Raw genomic sequence first — 20,259 nt, forward strand, 5'->3', positions numbered from 1 at the left:
CTATTTGTCGCATTGGCGTAAACCCGCGTAAAACCGGGGTTGGCGCTATAAGAAGTTGTCGCTTGGCGACAAGGTCGCGCTGAAAACTGTCCTTACAATCCCTGCATCGCCCGCCAGTTCCAGGCAGGCGTTCCTCTTCAGGAGACTCCGATGTCCGTTGAGCAAGCCCCGGTGCAACGTGCCGATTTCGACCAGGTCATGGTTCCCAACTATGCACCTGCTGCCTTTATTCCCGTGCGTGGCGAAGGCTCCCGCGTCTGGGACCAGGCGGGTCGCGAGCTGATCGATTTTGCCGGCGGCATCGCGGTCAACGTATTGGGCCACGCCCACCCGGCGCTGGTCGGTGCACTGACCGAACAGGCCAGCAAGTTGTGGCATGTCTCCAACGTCTTCACCAACGAGCCGGCCCTGCGCCTGGCCCACAAGCTGATCGACGCCACCTTTGCCGAGCGCGTGTTCTTCTGCAACTCCGGCGCCGAAGCCAACGAGGCCGCCTTCAAGCTGGCCCGTCGCGTCGCGTTCGACCGTTTCGGCACCGAGAAGTACGAGATCATCGCCGCACTGAACAGCTTCCACGGCCGTACCCTGTTTACCGTCAACGTCGGTGGCCAGTCGAAGTATTCCGATGGGTTCGGTCCGAAAATCACCGGCATCACCCACGTGCCTTACAACGACCTGGACGCGCTGAAAGCCGCTGTCTCGGACAAGACCTGCGCCGTGGTGCTGGAACCGATCCAGGGCGAAGGCGGCGTACTGCCGGCCGAACTGGCCTACCTGCAAGGCGCCCGCGAGTTGTGCGACGCCAGCAATGCGCTGCTGGTGTTCGACGAAGTGCAAACCGGCATGGGCCGCAGCGGCCACCTGTTCGCCTACCAGCACTACGGTGTGGTGCCGGACATCCTCACCAGCGCCAAGAGCCTGGGCGGCGGCTTCCCGATTGCGGCGATGCTCACCCGTGAAGACCTCGCCAAGCACCTGGTGGTCGGCACCCACGGCACCACCTACGGCGGCAACCCGCTGGCCTGCGCGGTCGCCGAGGCGGTGATCGATGTGATCAACACGCCCGAGGTGCTGGCCGGTGTCAACGCCAAGCACGACCTGTTCAAGGCGCGCCTGGAGCAGATCGGCAAGCAGTACGGCATCTTCACCGAAGTGCGCGGCATGGGCCTGCTGATCGGTTGTGTGCTGAGCGATGCCTTCAAAGGCAAGGCCAAGGACGTGTTCAACGCCGCCGAGAAAGAAAACCTGATGATCCTGCAAGCCGGCCCCGACGTGGTGCGTTTCGCCCCGAGCCTGGTGGTGGAAGACGCGGACATCCAGGAAGGCCTGGACCGTTTTGAACGTGCCGTGAAGACGCTGACACACGCTTGATGGACCGTTCGGTGCCCAAACGATTGGGCATCGAACCTAAATTTTTGTGCCGGGCCTCTTAATTGGAGCGGTGTAGATCCAATGTGGGAGCGGGCAAGCCCGCTCCCACACTTGACCTCACTGGTTTCAAGGCCGTGCCTGGCATTTTTTCCTGTGAGTTTTTCGAGTTAAGGAGTGACACCATGCTGGTGATGCGCCCCGCGCAAATGGCTGATCTGGGCGAGGTACAGCGTCTGGCTGCGGACAGCCCGATTGGTGTCACCTCCTTGCCGGATGATGTCGAACGCCTCAGCGACAAGATCGCCGCCAGCGAAGCGTCCTTCGCTGCCGAGGTGAGTTTCAACGGTGAAGAAAGCTATTTCTTCGTGCTCGAAGACACCGAGACCGGCAAGCTCGCTGGCTGCTCGGCCATCGTCGCCTCGGCCGGTTACTCGGAGCCGTTCTACAGCTTCCGTAACGAAACCTTCGTGCACGCTTCCCGCGAGTTGAAGATCCACAACAAGATCCACGTGCTTTCCCAATGCCACGACCTCACCGGCAACAGCCTGCTCACCAGTTTCTACGTGGTGCCGGAACTGGTCGGTTCGCCGTGGTCGGAACTCAATTCCCGTGGCCGCCTGTTGTTCGTCGCCAGCCACCCCGAGCGCTTTGCCGATTCGGTGGTGACCGAGATTGTCGGCTACAGCGACGAGAACGGTGATTCGCCGTTCTGGGACGCCATCGGCCGCAACTTCTTCGACCTCAACTACGCCGCCGCCGAGCGCCTGTGCGGGCTGAAAAGCCGCACCTTCCTCGCCGAGCTGATGCCGCATTACCCGATCTATGTGCCGCTGTTGCCGGACGAAGCCCAGGAAGCCATGGGCCAGGTCCACCCGCGAGCGCAGATCACCTTCGACATCCTGATGCGCGAAGGCTTCGAGACCGACCACTACATCGACATCTTCGACGGCGGCCCGACGCTGCACGCGCGGGTGTCGGGGATTCGCTCGATTGCCCAGAGCCGCGTGGTGCCGGTGAAGATCGGTGAGATGGTCAAGGGCGTCGGTCGCCAGTATCTGGTGAGCAACGCGCAATTGCAGGATTACCGCGCGGTGATGCTGGAGCTGGACTACGCGCCCGGCAAACCGGTGACCCTGGACTTGGCAGCGGCCGAAGCCCTGGGCGTCGGCGAAGGCGCGAGTGTGCGCCTGGTAGCGGTTTAAATAGAGTTTCGCGGGTGGCTGACAACAGCGGCCCGTTCGAGGAGATAGCATGATCGTTCGTCCCGTACGCAGCAGCGATTTACCGGCCCTGATTGATCTGGCGCGCAGCACCGGCACCGGCCTCACCACCTTGCCGGCCAACGAAGAGCGCCTGACCCACCGGGTTGGCTGGGCGGAAAAAACCTTTCGCGGCGACGCCGGGCGCGGCGATGCCGACTACCTGTTCGTGCTCGAAAACGACGAAGGCCGCGTGGTGGGTATTTCCGCCATCGCCGGCGCGGTCGGCCTGCGCGAGCCCTGGTACAACTTCCGGGTCGGCCTGACCGTCAGTGCATCCCAGGAACTGAATATCTACCGTGAGATTCCGACGCTGTTTCTGGCCAACGACCTCACCGGCAACTCCGAGCTGTGCTCGTTGTTCCTGCACGCCGATTACCGCAACGGCCTCAACGGCCGCATGCTGGCCAAGGCGCGCCTGCTGTTTATCGCCGAATTCCCACAGCTGTTCGGCAACAAGATCATTGCCGAGATGCGCGGCGTGTCCAACGATGCCGGGCGTTCGCCGTTCTGGGAGAGTCTGGGCCGGCACTTCTTCAAGATGGAGTTCAGCCAGGCCGACTACCTTACCGGTGTGGGCAACAAGGCCTTTATCGCCGAGCTGATGCCGAAGTTTCCGCTGTACAGCTGCTTCCTTTCCGAGGACGCACGCAATGTGATCGGTAAGGTTCACCCCGATACCGAACCGGCGTTGAGCATGCTCAAGAGCGAGGGCTTCAGCTACCAGGGCTATGTCGATATCTTCGACGCCGGCCCGGCGGTGGAGTGTGAGACCACCAAGATCCGTGCCGTGCGCGACAGCCAGTCGCTGGTGTTGGCCATCGGCACGCCAGGTGACGACGCTACGCCGTTCCTGATTCATAACCGCAAGCGCGAGGAGTGCCGCATCACCGCCGCTCCAGCCCGTCTGGCGGCAGGTACGCTGGTGGTCGATCCGCAGACCGCCAAGCGCCTGCAACTGGTGGTGGGTGATCAAGTGCGTGCTGTTCCGTTGTCTGCTGCCCGGGAGTCCAAGTAATGAATTCGCTGTATATCGCAGGTAGCTGGCTGGCCGGCCAGGGTGAACTGTTTGAATCGCGCAACCCGGTGACCCAGCAAGTGCTGTGGGCCGGCAATGGCGCCACCGCCGAGCAGGTCGAGTCTGCCGTGCAGGCTGCGCGCCAGGCATTTCCGGGCTGGGCCCGGCGTCCGCTGGAAGAACGCATCAGCGTGCTCGAGGCCTTCGCCGCGACCCTGAAAAGCCGCGCCGACGAAATCGCCCGCTGTATCGGTGAGGAAACCGGCAAGCCGTTGTGGGAATCGGCCACTGAAGTCACCAGCATGGCCAACAAGATCGCGATCTCGGTGCAAAGCTACCGCGAGCGTACCGGCGAGAAGAGCGGCCCGCTGGGCGACGCCACCGCTGTGCTGCGACACAAGCCGCATGGCGTGGTGGCGGTGTTTGGCCCCTACAACTTCCCGGGGCACTTGCCGAACGGGCATATCGTCCCGGCGCTGCTGGCGGGCAATACCGTGCTGTTCAAGCCGAGCGAGCTGACCCCGAAAGTCGCCGAGCTGACGGTGCAATGCTGGATCGACGCCGGCCTGCCGGCAGGCGTATTGAACCTGCTGCAGGGCGCACGCGAAACCGGGATCGCCTTGGCGGCCAACCCGGGGATCGACGGCCTGTTCTTTACCGGTTCCAGCCGCACCGGCAATCACCTGCACCAGCAGTTCTCCGGGCGCCCGGACAAGATCTTGGCGCTGGAAATGGGCGGCAACAACCCGCTGGTGGTCGACGAAGTGGCCGACGTCGATGCGGCGGTCTACACCATTATCCAGTCGGCGTTCATCTCGGCCGGCCAGCGCTGCACCTGTGCGCGTCGCCTGCTGGTGCCGGAAGGTGCCTGGGGCGATGCCCTGTTGGCACGGTTGGTGGCCGTCAGCTCGACGATTGCGGTCGGCGCGTTCGACCAGCAGCCGGCGCCGTTCATGGGCTCGGTCATCTCCCTGGGCGCGGCGAAAGCCTTGATGGACGCCCAGGAACTGATGTTGGCCAATGGCGCCGTGGCGCTGCTGGAGATGACTCAGCCCCAGGATCAGGCTGCACTGCTGACGCCGGGCATCATCGACGTGACAGGCGTGACCGAACGCGAGGATGAAGAACTGTTCGGCCCGCTGTTGCAGGTGATCCGCTACGCTGATTTTGCTGGCGCGATCGCCGAGGCCAACAACACCCAGTACGGCCTGGCCGCTGGTCTGTTGTCGGATTCCGAAGCGCGCTACCAGCAGTTCTGGCTGGAAAGCCGCGCCGGTATCGTCAACTGGAACAAACAACTGACCGGCGCCGCCAGCACCGCGCCGTTCGGCGGGGTAGGGGCGTCGGGCAACCACCGCGCGAGTGCGTATTACGCGGCAGATTATTGCGCGTATCCGGTGGCCTCCCTTGAGACCCCGAGCCTGGTGTTGCCTGCGTCGCTGACCCCAGGCGTAACGCTTAAGTGAAAGTGACACCGATCTAATGTGGGAGCTGGCTTGCCTGCGAAGGCATCACCTCGGTGTATCTGCATGACCGAGTTGCCCGCATCGCAGGCAAGCCAGCTCCGACACTTGATCGGGTTAACAGATACAGATCTGCACTTGATGCCTATAAAAATACAGATGTTCGTGGAGCCTCGCCGATGAAATCCTATGAAGTCAATTTTGACGGTCTAGTGGGGCCGACCCATAACTACGGCGGTTTGTCCTACGGCAACGTCGCGTCCCAGAGCAACAGCCAGCAGTCTTCGAACCCGAAGGAAGCGGCGTTGCAGGGCCTGCAGAAAATGAAGGCCCTGATGGACATGGGCTTTGTGCAAGGGGTGCTGGCGCCGCAGGAACGTCCTGACGTGGCCGCCTTGCGCAACCTGGGGTTCAGCGGTACCGACGCCCAGGTTATCCAGCAGGCCGCCAAGCACGCGATGCCGCTGCTGGTCGCCAGTTGCTCGGCGTCGAGCATGTGGGTGGCCAACGCCGCCACCGTCAGCCCGAGCGCCGACACGGCGGATGGCCGCGTGCATTTCACCGCCGCCAACCTCAACTGCAAGTACCACCGCAGCATCGAACACCCGACCACCAGCCGCGTGCTGGGGGCGATGTTTGCCGATGCGCAACACTTCGCCCATCACGCCGCGCTGCCGGCGGTGGCGCAGTTCGGCGACGAAGGCGCGGCCAACCACACGCGTTTCTGCCGTGAGTATGGCGAAGCCGGCGTGGAGTTCTTCGTGTTCGGCCGCAGTGCGTTCGACACCCGTTACCCGGCCCCGCAGAAGTACCCGGCGCGCCAGACCCTCGAAGCCTCCCAGGCGGTTGCACGCCTGCACGGCCTGAAGGATGAAGGCGTGGTCTACGCCCAGCAGAACCCGGCGGTGATCGATGCCGGCGTGTTCCACAACGACGTGATCGCGGTGGGTAACGGCGAGGTGCTGTTCTATCACGAGGATGCCTTCCTCAATACCGAGCAGATGCTTGGCGAACTGCAAGGCAAGTTGGGCAAATTGGGCGGCAACTTCCAGTCGGTCTGCGTGCCGCGCGCCCAGGTCAGCGTCGAGGACGCGGTGCGTTCCTACCTGTTCAACAGCCAGTTGCTGACCCGCGCCGACGGTTCGATGCTGCTGATCGTGCCGGAAGAGTGCCGTGCCAACGAACGCGTGTGGCAGTACCTGCAAAACCTCACGGCGTCAGGCGGGCTGATCCGCGAAGTGAAGGTCTTCGACCTCAAGCAGAGCATGCAGAACGGCGGTGGCCCGGCCTGCCTGCGCTTGCGCGTGGCGTTGAACGAAACCGAGCTGGCGGCGGTGAACCCAGGCGTTATCATGACCGCGCCGTTGTACGACACCCTGACCCAATGGGTGAACAAGCACTACCGCGACAGCCTGCGCGAAACCGACCTGGCTGACCCGCAATTGTTGCTGGAGTGCCGGACGGCATTGGATGAACTGACGCAAATCCTTAAACTGGGCGCGGTTTATCCTTTCCAGATCAATTAACGCCACCTTCTTTTACGCCCAATGCCGAGAGCTACTTTATGACCACCGACACCCTGAAACTGATTCTTGAAGACACCGACGGCACCCAGCTGGAAACCTCCTGCACCCGCGTCGCCGTGGTCTGGCAGGGCAAGGAAATCTGGATCCAGCACGACGGCCGTGGCCAACTGCTGATCGGTGTGGACGTGGAAGAAGGCGACGCCGAGTACGCCAACCTGCTGATGCGTCCGCTGGCCACCAACCTGATGAGCCTGCAACTGGAAATGGAACCGGCCGACGTTGAAGGTGATGACGACGATCACGTCCACGGTCCTGGCTGCAACCACTAAGGAAGCTGCGTATGCTCGCCCTCGGCAAACTGCTTGAACTGACCCTCGCCGGTCGTGAACCGGCGCAAAAAATTCAACTGACTGTCGACGGCGTGCAGATGCGCTGGCTCAGCGAGGGCGCGCTCGAAGTGCGCCCACCGCAAGCGAAGGACAACGGCAGCGACCTGCTGCTGTCGTCCGGCATCCATGGCAACGAAACCGCGCCGATCGAACTGCTCGACCGCCTGTTGCATGGCATAGCCCGTGGGGAGATCAAGCCCCGCACCCGTATTCTGTTCCTGTTCGGCAACCCCGAGGCCATGCGTCGCGGTGAGCGTTACCTCGAACTGGACGTCAACCGGCTGTTCAACGGCCGCCATGAGCAAAACATCGGCCCGGAAGCCATGCGTGCTGCCGAGCTTGAGCAACTGGCCCGCAGCTTCTTCAACCAGCCCGGTCGTTCGCGCCTGCATTACGACCTGCACACCGCCATTCGCGGCTCGAAGATCGAGCAGTTTGCCCTGTACCCGTGGAAGGACGGGCGCCAGCATTCACGTCACGAGCTGGCGCGCCTCAACGCTGCCGGCATGCAGGCGGTGCTGCTGCAGAACAAGACTTCGATCACTTTCACTGCATTTACCTACGAGCAGCTGGACGCCGAAGCCTTCACCCTGGAATTGGGCAAGGCGCGGCCGTTCGGGCAGAACCAGGGCGTGGACGTGTCCCGCCTGGAGACGCGCCTGAAGCAGATCATCGAGGGCAATGAGCCCGAGACCGACAGCCTCGACGGCCTGCAGCTGTTCGCGGTGTCGCGCGAAGTGATCAAGCACAGCGATGCCTTCCTGCTGCACTTGCCGGCGGACGTGGAGAACTTTTCGCCGTTGGCGAAGGGGTATCTGCTGGCCGAGGACGTGGCCAAGACTCGTTGGGTCATCGAGGAGGAGGGCGCGCGTATCATCTTCCCCAATCCGAAGGTGAAGAATGGTTTGCGGGCAGGGATATTGATTGTGCCGACCACGGATGCGGGCCTGGCCTGAAGCCCGAGGCTTGCCGGGATCCAATTGTAGGAGCTGGCTTGCCTGCGATCGGGTTAACTGGGTCCAACTGTTAGACCGAGTTGATCCTATCGCAGGCAAGCCAGCTCCCACACAAGCCAGCTCCTACACAAGCCCAGCGCTGAGGCTGGGCTGGGGTGTGACTTAGACGGCTACAGCACGCGGCTCGCTGCGACGGATCGCGCGTACTTTGTGCAGGGTGTCGGCGCAGGTACGTGCAGCTTCCTGGCCCTTGTGCACGAAGTGCTCGTAGAAGAAGGTGTGGTGCTCGCTGCCCGCGTGGAAGTGGTGCGGGGTCAGGGAGACCGAGAACACCGGCACTTCGGTTTCCAGCTGCACTTGCATCAGGCCGCTGACCACTGACTGGGCGACGAACTCGTGACGGTAGATGCCGCCGTCCACCACCAGCGCAGCGGCAACGATACCGGCGTATCGGCCGGTCTTGGCCAGCAGCTTGGCGTGCAGGGGCATTTCAAAGGCGCCGCCGACTTCGAAGAAATCGATATCCGATTCCTGGTAGCCCTGGGCGATCATTTCGGCGAGGAAGCCTTTGCGCGATTGGTCGACAATATCCTTGTGCCAGCAGGCCTGGATAAACGCGACGCGCTCGCCGTGATGGTTTTTGCTTTTGCTGTCGATTGCGGTGGGTTGCATGTTCTGACTCCTGTTTAAGAAAAAAACAGGGCGTTATGAATCGAATGGGATTTAAGGGTACTCACGGCTGTGGCATGCAAGCATGCGGTCAGCGTTCGGCCCTCAGGTGCCAATCCCGTTCTCTCTTCATCCGGACTATGACCGTCGGCCCCGGGATCACACCGGGTCTGCTGACCTTGTCGCCGTCCTGCGTGAGCAGTTCGAGGCGCCAAGCGCTCGCGGGCTATGCACATTGCGTGCAATTACCGCCGGTGGGGAATTGCACCCCGCCCTGAGAACGTTGCCGCCAGAACCCTGGCGGCGGAGAGTTTTTAACATGGTTTTTCAGAAACTGCACGATTGCCGTGTCGATAAGCTATATCGGTTTGTTTGGTTGGTATTCGATTGAAGATGCATGGGGCTTGATATTCCGCGGCTTTGCCCGCAGTAATCATCCACAAAAGGAACTTACTCAACCCTTGAGAGGCGTGCTTCATGTCTGTGATCGACCTGCGCAGCGACACCGTGACCCAACCCACCCCCGGCATGCTCGACGCGATGGCCCATGCCGTCAGTGGCGACGACGTCTACGGTGAAGACCCCAGCGTCAATCGCCTGGAAGCCGAACTGGCCAAGCGCCTGGGGTTTTCCGCGGCGTTGTTCGTGCCCACCGGCACCATGAGCAACCTGCTGGCGTTGATGGCCCACTGTGAACGCGGCGAGGAATACATCGTCGGTCAGCAGGCTCACACCTACAAATACGAGGGCGGTGGCGCCGCCGTGCTCGGTTCGATCCAGCCACAGCCGCTGGAAGTGCAGGCGGACGGCTCGCTGGACCTTGCCCAGGTGCTGGAAGCGATCAAGCCCGACGATTTCCACTTCGCGCGCACCCGGCTGTTGGCCTTGGAAAACACCATGCAAGGCAAGGTGCTGCCGCTGGCGTACCTGGCGAAGGCGCGGGCGTTTACCCGCGAACACGGCCTGGCGCTGCATCTGGACGGCGCGCGCCTGTACAACGCGGCCGTCAAGCTTGGGGTGGATGCGCGCGAGATCGCCCAGCATTTCGATTCGGTGTCGGTGTGCCTGTCCAAGGGCCTTGGCGCGCCGATCGGCTCGGTGTTGTGCGGTTCCACGGCGCTGATCGCCAAGGCCCGGCGCCTGCGCAAGATGGTCGGCGGCGGCATGCGCCAGGCCGGCTCACTGGCGGCGGCAGGGCTGTATGCCCTGGATCACCAGGTCGCGCGCCTGGCCGACGACCACGCCAATGCCGAGTGGCTGGGAGAGGCGTTGCGCAACGCCGGTTACGCAGTGGAGCCGGTGCAGACCAACATGGTCTACGTGCAGATCGGCGATCGCGCCCAGGCCTTGAAGGCGTTTGCCGCCGAGCGCGGGATCAAATTGAGCGCCGCACCGCGCTTGCGCATGGTCACGCACCTGGACGTCAGCCGGGCGCAGATCGAGCAAGTGCTGGAGACATTCGTCGAATTCTCACGCAAATGACCGTGCAGACCGTCTAATTGAGCCGCTCTATCGCATAAACACGCTGTACCACCGGCAAAGGGCCGATATAATGCGGCCCTTTGCCGTCGCTTCGTCTGATGATGTTGCGCACTGGCCTTTGGCCGCAGCCTCCGTGGAAGAACCTAATGAAAAGCGCAGAAATCCGTGAAGCCTTCCTTCGCTTCTTCGAAGAGCAAGGTCACACCCGTGTCGCCTCCAGCTCCTTGATCCCAGGCAATGACCCCACCCTGCTGTTCACTAACGCGGGGATGAACCAGTTCAAGGACTGCTTCCTGGGCCAGGAAAAGCGCGCCTACACCCGCGCCGTCAGCAGCCAGAAGTGCGTGCGCGCCGGTGGTAAGCACAACGACCTGGAAAACGTCGGCTATACCGCCCGTCACCACACCTTTTTCGAAATGCTCGGCAACTTCAGCTTTGGCGATTATTTCAAGCAAGACGCGATCAACTTCGCCTGGACCTTCCTCACCGGCGTGCTGAAACTGCCGAAGGAAAAGCTCTGGGTCACCGTCTACGCCAGCGATGACGAAGCCTACGACATCTGGACCAAGGAAGTCGGCGTGCCGCCCGAGCGCATGGTGCGTATCGGCGACAACAAAGGCGCACCGTACGCCTCCGACAACTTCTGGACCATGGGCGATACCGGCCCGTGCGGCCCCTGCACCGAGATCTTCTACGACCACGGCGCCGACATCTGGGGTGGCCCACCGGGCTCGCCAGAAGAAGATGGCGACCGTTACATCGAGATCTGGAACAACGTGTTCATGCAGTTCAACCGCACCGCCGACGGCGTGTTGCATCCGCTGCCAGCGCCGTCGGTAGACACCGGCATGGGCCTGGAGCGGATCAGTGCGGTGATGCAGCACGTTCATTCCAACTACGAAATCGACCTGTTCCAGAGCCTGCTGGCGGCTGCCGCCAAGGCGATCGGTTGCGCCAATGAAGAGCAGGCATCGCTCAAAGTGGTGGCTGACCATATCCGTTCCTGCGGCTTCCTGATTGCCGACGGCGTGCTGCCGTCCAACGAAGGCCGTGGCTACGTGCTGCGTCGCATCATTCGTCGCGCCTGCCGTCACGGCAACAAGTTGGGCGCCAGCGGCAGCTTCTTCTATCAGATCGTCGCGGCCCTGGTCGCCGAGATGGGCGATGCGTTCCCGGAACTCAAGCAGAACCAGGCGCACATCGAGCGCGTGCTCAAGGCCGAAGAAGAGCAATTCGCCAAGACCCTGGAGCAGGGCCTGAAAATCCTCGAGCAAGACCTCGCCAACCTGCAGGGCAGCGTGGTGCCGGGCGACGTGGTGTTCAAGCTCTACGACACCTACGGTTTCCCGATGGACCTGACCGGCGACATCGCCCGTGAGCGCAACCTGACCCTCGACGAGGCAGGTTTCGAGCGCGAGATGGAAGCCCAGCGTGTGCGTGCACGTTCCGCCAGCTCGTTCGGCATGGACTACAACAGCCTGGTCAAGGTTGACGTGGCCACCGAATTCACCGGCTACAAGGCCACCAGTGGCGCGGCCAAAGTGGTTGCCCTGTATAAGGAAGGCCAGTCGGTCGACGTGTTGAATGAAGGTGACGAGGGCGTGGTCGTGCTCGACCAGACGCCGTTCTACGCCGAATCCGGCGGCCAGATTGGCGACTGCGGTTTCCTCAATGCGGCGAACGGCCGTTTTGACGTGCGTGACACCACCAAGACTGGCGGTGCCTTCCTGCACCACGGTGTGCTGGCCTCGGGCAACCTGACCGTCGGTGCGCCAGTGGAAGCCCAGGTGGACGCCGACGTGCGCCACGCGACTTCGTTGAACCACTCGGCGACCCACCTGCTGCACGCCGCGCTGCGCCAGGTATTGGGCGAGCACGTTCAGCAGAAGGGTTCGCTGGTCGACAGTCAGCGCCTGCGCTTCGACTTCAGCCACTTTGAAGCGATCAAGCCTGAGCAGATCAAGGCCCTGGAAGACATCGTCAACGCCGAGATTCGCAAGAACAGCCCGGTGGAAACCGAAGAAACCGACATCGAGACCGCCAAGGCCAAGGGCGCCATGGCGCTGTTTGGCGAGAAGTACGGCGACAACGTGCGCGTGCTGAGCATGGGCGGCAGTTTCTCGGTGGAACTGTGTGGCGGTATCCACGCCAACCGTACCGGCGACATCGGCCTGCTGAAAATCATCAGCGAAGGCGGCGTGGCCTCGGGCGTGCGCCGCATCGAGGCGGTAACCGGTGCTGCGGCCCTGGCCTACCTCAATGCGGCTGAAGAACAACTCAAGGAAGCGGCCACCCTGGTCAAGGGCAGCCGCGACAACCTGATCGACAAGCTGTCCGCCGTGCTGGAGCGCAACCGTGCGCTGGAGAAACAGCTGGAGCAGTTGCAGGCCAAGGCCGCCAGTGCTGCGGGCGACGATCTGTCGGCCGCTGCCGTGGACGTCAAGGATGTGAAAGTGCTGGCCGCACGCCTGGACGGTCAGGACGGCAAGGCGCTGTTGGCGCTGGTCGATCAGTTGAAGAACAAGCTCGGCCGCGCAGTGATCCTACTCGGCAGTGTCCATGAGGATAAGGTCGTTCTGGTTGCCGGTGTAACCAAGGACCTGACTGGCCAACTCAAGGCCGGTGATTTGATGAAGCAAGCCGCCGCGGCAGTGGGCGGGAAGGGCGGTGGTCGTCCGGACATGGCGCAAGGCGGTGGTGTAGACGCCGGTGCCCTGGACGCGGCCCTGGCCTTGACCGTGCCGTTTGTCGAGGCAGGTATTTAAGGCGCTGTTAACCCGCCCGTGGTCTAGTCGCGGGCGGGTGCAGTGCGGATGGATTGGATAATAGGCGCCCCTTTACGGGCTGAGGCGGCTTGGAAATGGCTTTGATCGTACAGAAATTTGGAGGCACCTCGGTCGGCTCTGTCGAAAGAATCGAGCAGGTGGCCGACAAGGTTAAGAAATTCCGCGACGCCGGCGATGACCTGGTGGTGGTGCTGTCGGCCATGAGCGGCGAGACCAATCGCCTGATCGATCTGGCCAAGGCAATCAGCGGCGACCAGCAACCGCTGCCGCGTGAGCTGGATGTGATCGTGTCCACCGGCGAGCAGGTGACCATTGCCCTGTTGGCCATGGCGCTGAACAAGCGTGGCGTGCCAGCGGTGTCCTACACGGGCAGCCAGGTGCGCATCCTCACCGACAGCGCGCACACCAAGGCGCGCATCCTGCAGATTGACGATCAGAAAATCCGCAGTGATCTGAAAGCCGGCCGCGTGGTAGTTGTAGCGGGCTTCCAGGGTGTGGACGAGCAGGGCAACATCACCACCCTCGGGCGTGGCGGTTCGGACACCACCGGCGTGGCGCTGGCAGCGGCCCTGAAGGCCGATGAGTGCCAGATCTACACCGATGTGGACGGCGTCTATACCACCGACCCGCGTGTGGTGTCCGTGGCCCAGCGCCTGGACAAGATTACCTTCGAAGAGATGCTGGAAATGGCCAGCCTCGGTTCCAAGGTGCTGCAGATCCGTGCGGTGGAATTCGCCGGCAAGTACAACGTTCCGCTGCGCGTATTGCACAGCTTCAAAGAGGGTCCGGGCACCCTCATTACTATTGATGAAGAGGAATCCATGGAACAGCCGATCATTTCCGGCATCGCTTTCAACCGCGATGAAGCCAAGCTGACGATCCGTGGCGTGCCAGACACCCCGGGCGTGGCATTCAAGATCCTGGGCCCTATCAGCGGCGCGAACATTGAAGTCGACATGATCGTGCAGAACGTTTCGCACGATAACACCACCGATTTCACGTTCACCGTGCACCGCAACGAGTACGATGCGGCGGAGCGGATCCTGCAGAACACGGCCAAAGAGATTGGCGCTCGCGAAGTGGTTGGCGATACCAAGATTGCCAAGGTGTCGATCGTGGGCGTGGGCATGCGTTCCCATGCCGGCGTTGCCAGCCGCATGTTCGAGGCCCTGGCCAAGGAAAGCATCAACATCCAGATGATCTCCACCTCGGAAATCAAAGTCTCGGTGGTGATCGAAGAGAAGTACCTGGAACTGGCTGTACGCGCGCTGCACACCGCTTTTGAGCTGGATGCTCCGGCCCGACAGGGCGAGTGATGCAATGCCAGGAAGGCGCGGTTACCGCGCCTTTCATTTTTTTGTAGGGCGCATGGTCTTTTGTGTGCGCTCGACAATACTTAGGTCGTTAGGGCTATGACTGTCAGGTCGTAGGTCGAACGCCTTTTTTTTGCAGACTGTTGTTCCTGAACTGAAATGCGTGAGGAGAAAGGTATGCTGATTCTGACTCGTCGGTGCGCAGAAAGCCTGATTATCGGTGATGGCGAAATCACCGTGACCGTGCTCGGCGTCAAAGGCAATCAAGTGCGTATCGGGGTTAACGCTCCGAAAGAGGTAGCGGTACACCGCGAGGAAATTTACCTGCGGATCAAGAAAGAGAAGGACGAAGAACCAAGCCTTTAATTTTTATCGTTTTTTATGTTTGCAAACGGGGATGAACGTGGTTAATATACGCCCCGTGTTGCGGAGAGCTGGCCGAGTGGCCGAAGGCGCTCCCCTGCTAAGGGAGTACACCTCAAAAGGGTGTCGGGGGTTCGAATCCCCCGTTCTCCGCCATTATTTGCTTAGTACGTTGCAATCTGGTTTTTTCGCTAAGTTGTTGAAACTAAACGAAAAAATAGCTTTACATAGAGATTGAACGGCCTATAATGCGCGGCAACAAATGCACTCGTAGCTCAGCTGGATAGAGTACTCGGCTACGAACCGAGCGGTCACAGGTTCGAATCCTGTCGAGTGCACCATTTAAGAGTTAGTTGCAGCAATGCAGGTAGCTCGGCTTCAACCAGTTGTGATCTGGTCTAAAAACACAATCTGCACTCGTAGCTCAGCTGGATAGAGTACTCGGCTACGAACCGAGCGGTCACAGGTTCGAATCCTGTCGAGTGCACCATACAAACAAAAAGCCCGCCTAGTGCGGGCTTTTTGCCGTCTGGGATTTGTGTCGGATTTTATCTTTTTCTGCTGCTTCCTGTGTTTTCCTTCCGGGCTGCGTCGTCGCAGTTCATAGATGCGGACAATGCTCAGCTTTGGCTCGCAAGCGCTTGTTCTTTCCAGTTTTTTAACGTTAAAAGCGAGCGCACGGTGTATCATTGCGCCCGTCAGCCCCGCCGGGGCTTGTGGAATACCTCCATGGACTTACCCAGTAGTTACTCAGTACCCCGTTTTACCAATCATGAATTGACTGATTGATCCTTCCGGCGTGCCCCGCTGCTGGGAGTGGAGTTCGCCTATGACCGAAGTAGAAGTAAAGAAAACTCAAGAAAGCCTGCAGGATCGCCTGGCTCAAGTCATCGAGCTGCTGCAGCGCCAGCGTGTGGTCGAAGAACTCACGCACCGCCAGGATGGCCCGAATCACGACCGCGTTGAAAACCTGGTCCACCGGCAAAACCTCGTCGAGCTGCAACGCAAGCTCGATGACCTGCACTCCGCCGACGTCGCCTATATTCTCGAAGCCTTGCCGCTGGATGATCGACTGACCCTCTGGCAGTTGGTCAAGGCCGACCGCGACGGCGACATCCTGCTTGAAGTCTCCGACTCGGTCCGTGAAACCCTGATCGCCGACATGGACGATCACGAGCTCCTGGCTGCGGCCAAGGAGATGGACGCTGATGAGTTGGCCGACCTGGCCCCTGAGCTGCCCCGTGATGTTGTCCATGAGCTGATGGAAGCCCTCGATGGCCAGCAGCGTGAGCGTGTGCGCTCCGCGTTGTCCTATGACGAGGATCAGGTCGGCGCCCTGATGGACTTCGAGATGGTCACCATCCGCGAAGACGTCAGCCTGGAAGTGGTCCTGCGCTACCTGCGCCGGTTGAAAGAGTTGCCTGGCCATACCGACAAATTGTTTGTGGTCGACTACGAAGGCATCCTCAAGGGCGTGTTGCCGATCAAGCGCCTGCTGGTCAACGACCCCGAGAAGAAAGTTGCCGATGTGATGGCCAGCGACCCGGTGAGCTTTCACCCGGACGAAGACGCCTATGACGCCGCGCAGGCGTTCGAGCGTTATGACTTGATCTCCGCTCCAGTGGTCGACAAGAACGGCAAGCTGATCGGCCGTCTGACCATCGATGAAATGGTCGACCTGATTCGTGAAGAGAGCGAAACCGAAGTCCTCAACATGGCGGGTCTGCGTGAAGAGGAAGATATTTTTGCGTCAGTCTGGCGTTCATTGCGCAACCGCTGGGCCTGGCTGGCTGTCAACCTGATCACGGCCTTCATCGCGTCGCGGGTGATCGGGCTGTTTGAGGGCTCTATCGAGAAGCTGGTGGCTTTGGCGGCATTGATGCCGATCGTGGCGGGGATTGGTGGCAACTCCGGCAACCAGACCATCACCATGATCGTACGCGCCATGGCGCTCGACCAGGTCAATACCGGTAACACCTCGCGGCTGATGCGCAAGGAGCTGGCCGTGGCGCTGATCAACGGCGTGGTGTGGGGCGGCGTGATCGGTATCGTCGCTTACTTGCTGTATGGCAGTTGGTCACTGGGCGTGGTGATGACTGCTGCCATGACTCTCAACCTGCTGCTGGCTGCGTTGATGGGGGTGTTGATCCCCATGACCCTGGCGCGCCTGGGGCGCGACCCTGCGATGGGTGCCAGCGTGATGATTACCGCCATGACTGACAGTGGTGGCTTCTTCATCTTCCTGGGCCTGGCAACCATCTTCCTGCTCTGATCCTCCAAGGCAAGCCAGTTCCTCTTTAGGAGCTGACTTGCCAGCGTTGCCTTCACAGGCCGCCTCGCCTGGATCGCCACCAAGCGGGCTCCTGCACAAATTCCAGGCAAAAAAAAGCCAGCACATGGCTGGCTTCGGCTTTCATTTGTAACTTAATTGGCTTCTGCGGCCGCCTCAACGTCGTGCGCGATAAGCGAGACGAGAGCATTTTGCTGGCGGTGGGAGAGCTGACGAAAACGCTGCAGCAGTTCGCGTTCGTGCAGCGACAGCTCGGGGCTGTCCAGGCGCATGCTCAACTCGTCGCCCAACGCACCTTCCTGAATGAGGCTCTGTTCCAGGCGCGCGATGATTTCGGAGTTCATGCTGCGGTGATGATTGCGAGCCACCTCGGCAATGCGTTCCCGCATTCCGTCTGGCAGACGTACGACGAACTTGTCAGCCGTACGGCTGGAATAAATTGCCTGTTTCAATGGGCGCATATATTTAACCGGTTAGTTCAGGGGAGCGGTTTTTGGAATTGGCCGCAAGATGAGTGTTAAGACAAGACTCACGACCAAAGTTCAACCCTAATTGCAAAGAGGCCGCATCATGCCTCAGATTTGACATTTCCTTGGCGTCAATTCTGTGACAAATATTGAACTGCCTAAAGGCTTTATGCCAGCACTCATTTGCATTTTTGCGGACTGGTTGGAAAACTTCTGCACGAGTGATCCCGCCAGGGAACTTCCCGTAAGTCCAGGCCACCACAGGGTTTAAGGCCGCACATCGTATAGCAAAGTGGCCTTTTGCCCTTATCTTTAAGGCTAGTGGCAATTTGCCGATTTACTAGGACGAGGCGACATAAGGTAGGCGGGGGGTGATGCGAGAGGGGGTCAGCGTAGCACCGGGTCAAACTTGATTTTGCGGCCGACGATGAGCGTCAGCAGCAGCAGGCTTGCGCAGATGCCAGCCGCAATAAAGGCGGTGGTTTGCCCGTCCTGGGACTCGGCACCCAGACCCAGGATGCCAGTGGCGACGGTCAAGCACAGGAACAGCCAGGCAGATTTGGTCATCAGTTGTTTCCTCAGAAAACCCAGTGTTCGGAGGCGGGCGCCGCTTGGGTGCCTTGGGTCAGGCGCACTGGCGATTGCGCGTTGGGTGTCATCACCGCCAATTGCGGACGTTGCTGCAGATGGTGTGGCACCGCCTGGCTGATCTGGGCCGGGTCGTTGCTGCCGGTCGATTGAAAATGAAACATCACCAGTGCAGCCAGGGCTACGGTGTTGAGGGCTAACAGAAGGGCACTGTTCATGGTCATGTTCTCCGCTTAACGCCGTGGCTGAAGGGGGTTGTAGGAGAAGTATTGCAGGTCTCGTGCCAATCTATTATTTCAATAAAATCAATGGCTTGAGTCTACTTTAAAACGCTGAAAGGTTGCAATTTGCAATGCTGGCATTTTGAGGGAGTGCATTTTGCACGATGGCGCCCAAGTGCCCGTGTTTACGGGCCGAAACTGCATTGCGCCAGGCAAGGATTGGCCTACATTCAAAAAGCCAACGGACGACATGACAAAACCTACCTCGGCCGTTAACATGCACGCCGTCCGTCGCAGCGCCCCTGGCCCGATGGATGTCATTGGTCCCAGTAGCTCAATTGGATAGAGCATCCCCCTCCTAAGGGGAAGGTTGGCCGTTCGAACCGGCCCTGGGACACCAGATTCGCAGTTCACAAACAAGCCCCGTACAGCACCTGCTGGCGGGGCTTTTTTGTGCGCGCCGGGGCTTTTCACACTTGAGTCGAACCTTGCCGCCGATCGAGGTTCACAGCAGGTGCCGCCGGCTATTTTTCGCAACGCTGTACCTTGCATACCCTCCGGCAGCGTCTGAACCGTGAAGCAAAATAATCCCCGGAAACAGCGCCTTTCGCCTGTCCGGAACCTGCAACCCCGGACTATCATGCCGATAGCCCTGTCTCTTACCGCAAGGAGCCGCTCGGAACGCCGATGCGCCAGATCTGGAAATCTTTTCGAGCCCTTTATTTCGCCTCCTTGATGATGCTGATCGGCTCCGGCCTGCTCAGTACTTACCTGGCCCTGCGCCTGGCGGCCGACCATGTCGACAGCCTGTGGGTGGGTGCGTTGATGGCAGCCAACTACTTTGGCCTGGTGCTGGGCGGCAAGATCGGGCATCGCCTGATTGGCCGGGTCGGGCATATCCGTGCCTATGCCACCTGTGCCGGGATCGTCGGGGCGGCGGTGCTGGGCCATGGCCTGATCGATTGGCTGCCGGCCTGGATCGTGCTGCGTACGATCGTGGGCCTGGGGATGATGTGCCAGTACATGGTCATCGAGAGCTGGCTCAACGAGCAGGCGGACGCCAAGCAGCGTGGCGTGGTGTTCAGCGGCTATATGATTGCGTCCTACCTGGGGCTGGTCCTCGGTCAACTGATCCTGGTCATGCACCCCCAGCTCGGCCTCGAGTTGCTGATGCTGGTCGCGCTGTGTTTTGCCTTGTGCCTGGTGCCGGTGGCCATGACTCGCCGCATTCACCCGGCGCCCCTGCATCCGGCGCCGATGGAGCCGCGCTTCTTTATCAAGCGCGTGCCGCAGTCGCTGAGTACCGTGCTCGGCGCCGGGTTGATCGTCGGTTCGTTCTACGGCCTGGCACCGCTCTATGCCTCTCAGCAAGGGCTGACGACAGAGCAGGTGGGCCTGTTCATGGGTAGCTGCATTTTTGCCGGCCTGGTGGTGCAGTGGCCGCTGGGTTGGCTGTCGGACCGCTACGACCGCGCGCTGTTGATCCGTTGCTTTGCGTTGTGCCTGGCGGTGGCGGCGTTGCCCTTGGCGGTAATGACCCAGGTGCCGCTGGAAGTGCTGTTCGTGGCAGGCTTCGTGTGTTCCCTGGTGCAGTTCTGCCTGTACCCGCTGGCCGTGGCGTTCTCCAATGACCATGTGGAAGGCGATCGTCGCGTATCGCTCACCGCCATGTTGCTGGTGACCTACGGCGTCGGCGCCAGTGTCGGGCCGCTGCTGGCGGGTGTGGTGATGAAGATGTTCGGCAGCCACATGCTGTACGCGTTTTTCAGCCTGTGTGCGTTGATCCTGGTATGGCGTATCCGGCCAAAAGCCGTGACCAACCTGCACCAGGTGGACGACGCACCCTTGCACCACGTGGCGATGCCCGACAGCATGTCCAGCTCGCCATTGGTGGCTGCCCTTGATCCGCGGGTGGATGAGCAAGTGGTGCAGGAGCAGATGCAGGTATCCGTACCTGAACCAGAGCCTGAAATCGAGCCCGAGTCTACCGCTGATGAGCCGGTGGTCGAGGCACCAGTCGATCCGCTCGACCCGGACGAGCATCCCCATGATTTGAGCAGGGCACGCCCCTGAAAACAAAAACGGGCAGATCCCATCA

General features: G+C 60.9%; 17 protein-coding genes, 4 tRNA genes and 1 riboswitch. Of the genes, 17 read left to right on the top strand and 4 right to left on the bottom strand.

The window, feature by feature from the left end; all coding sequences use genetic code 11:
* The first annotated feature begins 150 nt into the window (after positions 1 to 150).
* From BBG20_RS27775 to astE, 7 genes are all read left to right on the top strand, one after another.
* Entirely contained in the window at positions 151 to 1,371 is a 1,221-nt protein-coding gene (locus BBG20_RS27775) for an aspartate aminotransferase family protein (protein WP_065909212.1), read from the top strand.
* A gap of 182 nt (positions 1,372 to 1,553) precedes the next feature.
* On the top strand, positions 1,554 to 2,573 hold the full coding sequence (gene aruF, locus BBG20_RS27780) for an arginine/ornithine succinyltransferase subunit alpha (RefSeq protein ID WP_003175655.1): 1,020 nt from the start codon (positions 1,554 to 1,556) through the stop codon (positions 2,571 to 2,573).
* A gap of 49 nt (positions 2,574 to 2,622) precedes the next feature.
* Complete coding sequence (gene astA, locus BBG20_RS27785; protein WP_065909213.1) at positions 2,623 to 3,648, top strand: arginine N-succinyltransferase; 1,026 nt, start codon at positions 2,623 to 2,625, stop codon at positions 3,646 to 3,648.
* On the top strand, positions 3,648 to 5,114 hold the full coding sequence (gene astD / locus BBG20_RS27790) for a succinylglutamate-semialdehyde dehydrogenase (RefSeq protein WP_065909214.1): 1,467 nt from the start codon (positions 3,648 to 3,650) through the stop codon (positions 5,112 to 5,114). Before astA ends, astD begins: the two co-directional genes overlap by 1 nt.
* A gap of 176 nt (positions 5,115 to 5,290) precedes the next feature.
* A complete protein-coding gene (gene astB / locus BBG20_RS27795) occupies positions 5,291 to 6,637 on the top strand; it encodes an N-succinylarginine dihydrolase (RefSeq protein WP_065909216.1) in 1,347 nt (448 codons plus the stop codon).
* A gap of 38 nt (positions 6,638 to 6,675) precedes the next feature.
* On the top strand, positions 6,676 to 6,966 hold the full coding sequence (locus BBG20_RS27800) for a hypothetical protein (RefSeq protein WP_003214319.1): 291 nt from the start codon (positions 6,676 to 6,678) through the stop codon (positions 6,964 to 6,966).
* Positions 6,967 to 6,977: 11 nt separating this feature from the next.
* Positions 6,978 to 7,982 (top strand): succinylglutamate desuccinylase, encoded by a 1,005-nt coding sequence (gene astE, locus BBG20_RS27805; protein WP_065909218.1) that lies wholly within the window; start codon positions 6,978 to 6,980, stop codon positions 7,980 to 7,982.
* A 162-nt stretch (positions 7,983 to 8,144) separates the two neighbouring features.
* Here astE and BBG20_RS27810 read toward each other — a convergent pair whose 3' ends face one another.
* Complete coding sequence (locus BBG20_RS27810; RefSeq protein ID WP_003233516.1) at positions 8,145 to 8,654, bottom strand: 6,7-dimethyl-8-ribityllumazine synthase; 510 nt, start codon at positions 8,652 to 8,654, stop codon at positions 8,145 to 8,147.
* A gap of 113 nt (positions 8,655 to 8,767) precedes the next feature.
* Positions 8,768 to 8,937: riboswitch (FMN riboswitch) on the bottom strand.
* Between the two features lie 191 nt (positions 8,938 to 9,128).
* Here BBG20_RS27810 and ltaE point away from each other — a divergent pair.
* From ltaE to mgtE, 8 genes are all read left to right on the top strand, one after another.
* Positions 9,129 to 10,133, top strand: coding sequence for a low-specificity L-threonine aldolase (ltaE, locus tag BBG20_RS27815; RefSeq protein ID WP_065909220.1), 1,005 nt, complete (start codon positions 9,129 to 9,131; stop codon positions 10,131 to 10,133).
* Between the two features lie 146 nt (positions 10,134 to 10,279).
* Positions 10,280 to 12,898: an alanine--tRNA ligase gene (gene alaS / locus BBG20_RS27820; protein WP_065909221.1), complete on the top strand. Its 2,619-nt coding sequence runs from the start codon at positions 10,280 to 10,282 to the stop codon at positions 12,896 to 12,898.
* Positions 12,899 to 12,993: 95 nt separating this feature from the next.
* Complete coding sequence (locus BBG20_RS27825; protein WP_065909223.1) at positions 12,994 to 14,235, top strand: aspartate kinase; 1,242 nt, start codon at positions 12,994 to 12,996, stop codon at positions 14,233 to 14,235.
* 174 nt (positions 14,236 to 14,409) lie between these two features.
* Positions 14,410 to 14,598, top strand: coding sequence for a carbon storage regulator CsrA (csrA, locus tag BBG20_RS27830; protein WP_003175645.1), 189 nt, complete (start codon positions 14,410 to 14,412; stop codon positions 14,596 to 14,598).
* Positions 14,599 to 14,660: 62 nt separating this feature from the next.
* Positions 14,661 to 14,751, top strand: a tRNA-Ser gene (locus BBG20_RS27835).
* Positions 14,752 to 14,859: 108 nt separating this feature from the next.
* A tRNA-Arg gene (locus BBG20_RS27840) sits at positions 14,860 to 14,936 on the top strand.
* Between the two features lie 72 nt (positions 14,937 to 15,008).
* Positions 15,009 to 15,085, top strand: a tRNA-Arg gene (locus tag BBG20_RS27845).
* Between the two features lie 339 nt (positions 15,086 to 15,424).
* Positions 15,425 to 16,867: a magnesium transporter gene (gene mgtE / locus BBG20_RS27850; protein ID WP_065909225.1), complete on the top strand. Its 1,443-nt coding sequence runs from the start codon at positions 15,425 to 15,427 to the stop codon at positions 16,865 to 16,867.
* 152 nt (positions 16,868 to 17,019) lie between these two features.
* Here the strand turns inward: mgtE and BBG20_RS27855 are convergent, their stop codons facing one another.
* From BBG20_RS27855 to BBG20_RS27865, 3 genes are all read right to left on the bottom strand, one after another.
* Positions 17,020 to 17,346 carry an Arc family DNA-binding protein gene (locus BBG20_RS27855; protein WP_003175643.1) on the bottom strand — a complete coding sequence of 109 codons (327 nt, stop codon included), beginning with the start codon at positions 17,344 to 17,346 and terminating at the stop codon, positions 17,020 to 17,022.
* Between the two features lie 393 nt (positions 17,347 to 17,739).
* The gene (locus BBG20_RS27860) at positions 17,740 to 17,919 is read right to left on the bottom strand and encodes a PA3371 family protein (RefSeq protein ID WP_065909228.1); all 180 of its coding nucleotides are present in this window, start codon (positions 17,917 to 17,919) and stop codon (positions 17,740 to 17,742) included.
* Between the two features lie 11 nt (positions 17,920 to 17,930).
* Positions 17,931 to 18,158, bottom strand: coding sequence for a hypothetical protein (locus tag BBG20_RS27865; protein WP_065909230.1), 228 nt, complete (start codon positions 18,156 to 18,158; stop codon positions 17,931 to 17,933).
* 326 nt (positions 18,159 to 18,484) lie between these two features.
* Here BBG20_RS27865 and BBG20_RS27870 point away from each other — a divergent pair.
* Positions 18,485 to 18,561 (top strand) — tRNA-Arg (locus tag BBG20_RS27870).
* 287 nt (positions 18,562 to 18,848) lie between these two features.
* Positions 18,849 to 20,234, top strand: a complete 1,386-nt coding sequence (locus BBG20_RS27875; protein WP_065909232.1) for an MFS transporter — start codon at positions 18,849 to 18,851, stop codon at positions 20,232 to 20,234.
* Positions 20,235 to 20,259: the final 25 nt, after the last annotated feature.

Source organism: Pseudomonas aylmerensis (genome assembly GCF_001702265.1).
Taxonomy (GTDB): domain Bacteria; phylum Pseudomonadota; class Gammaproteobacteria; order Pseudomonadales; family Pseudomonadaceae; genus Aquipseudomonas; species Aquipseudomonas aylmerensis.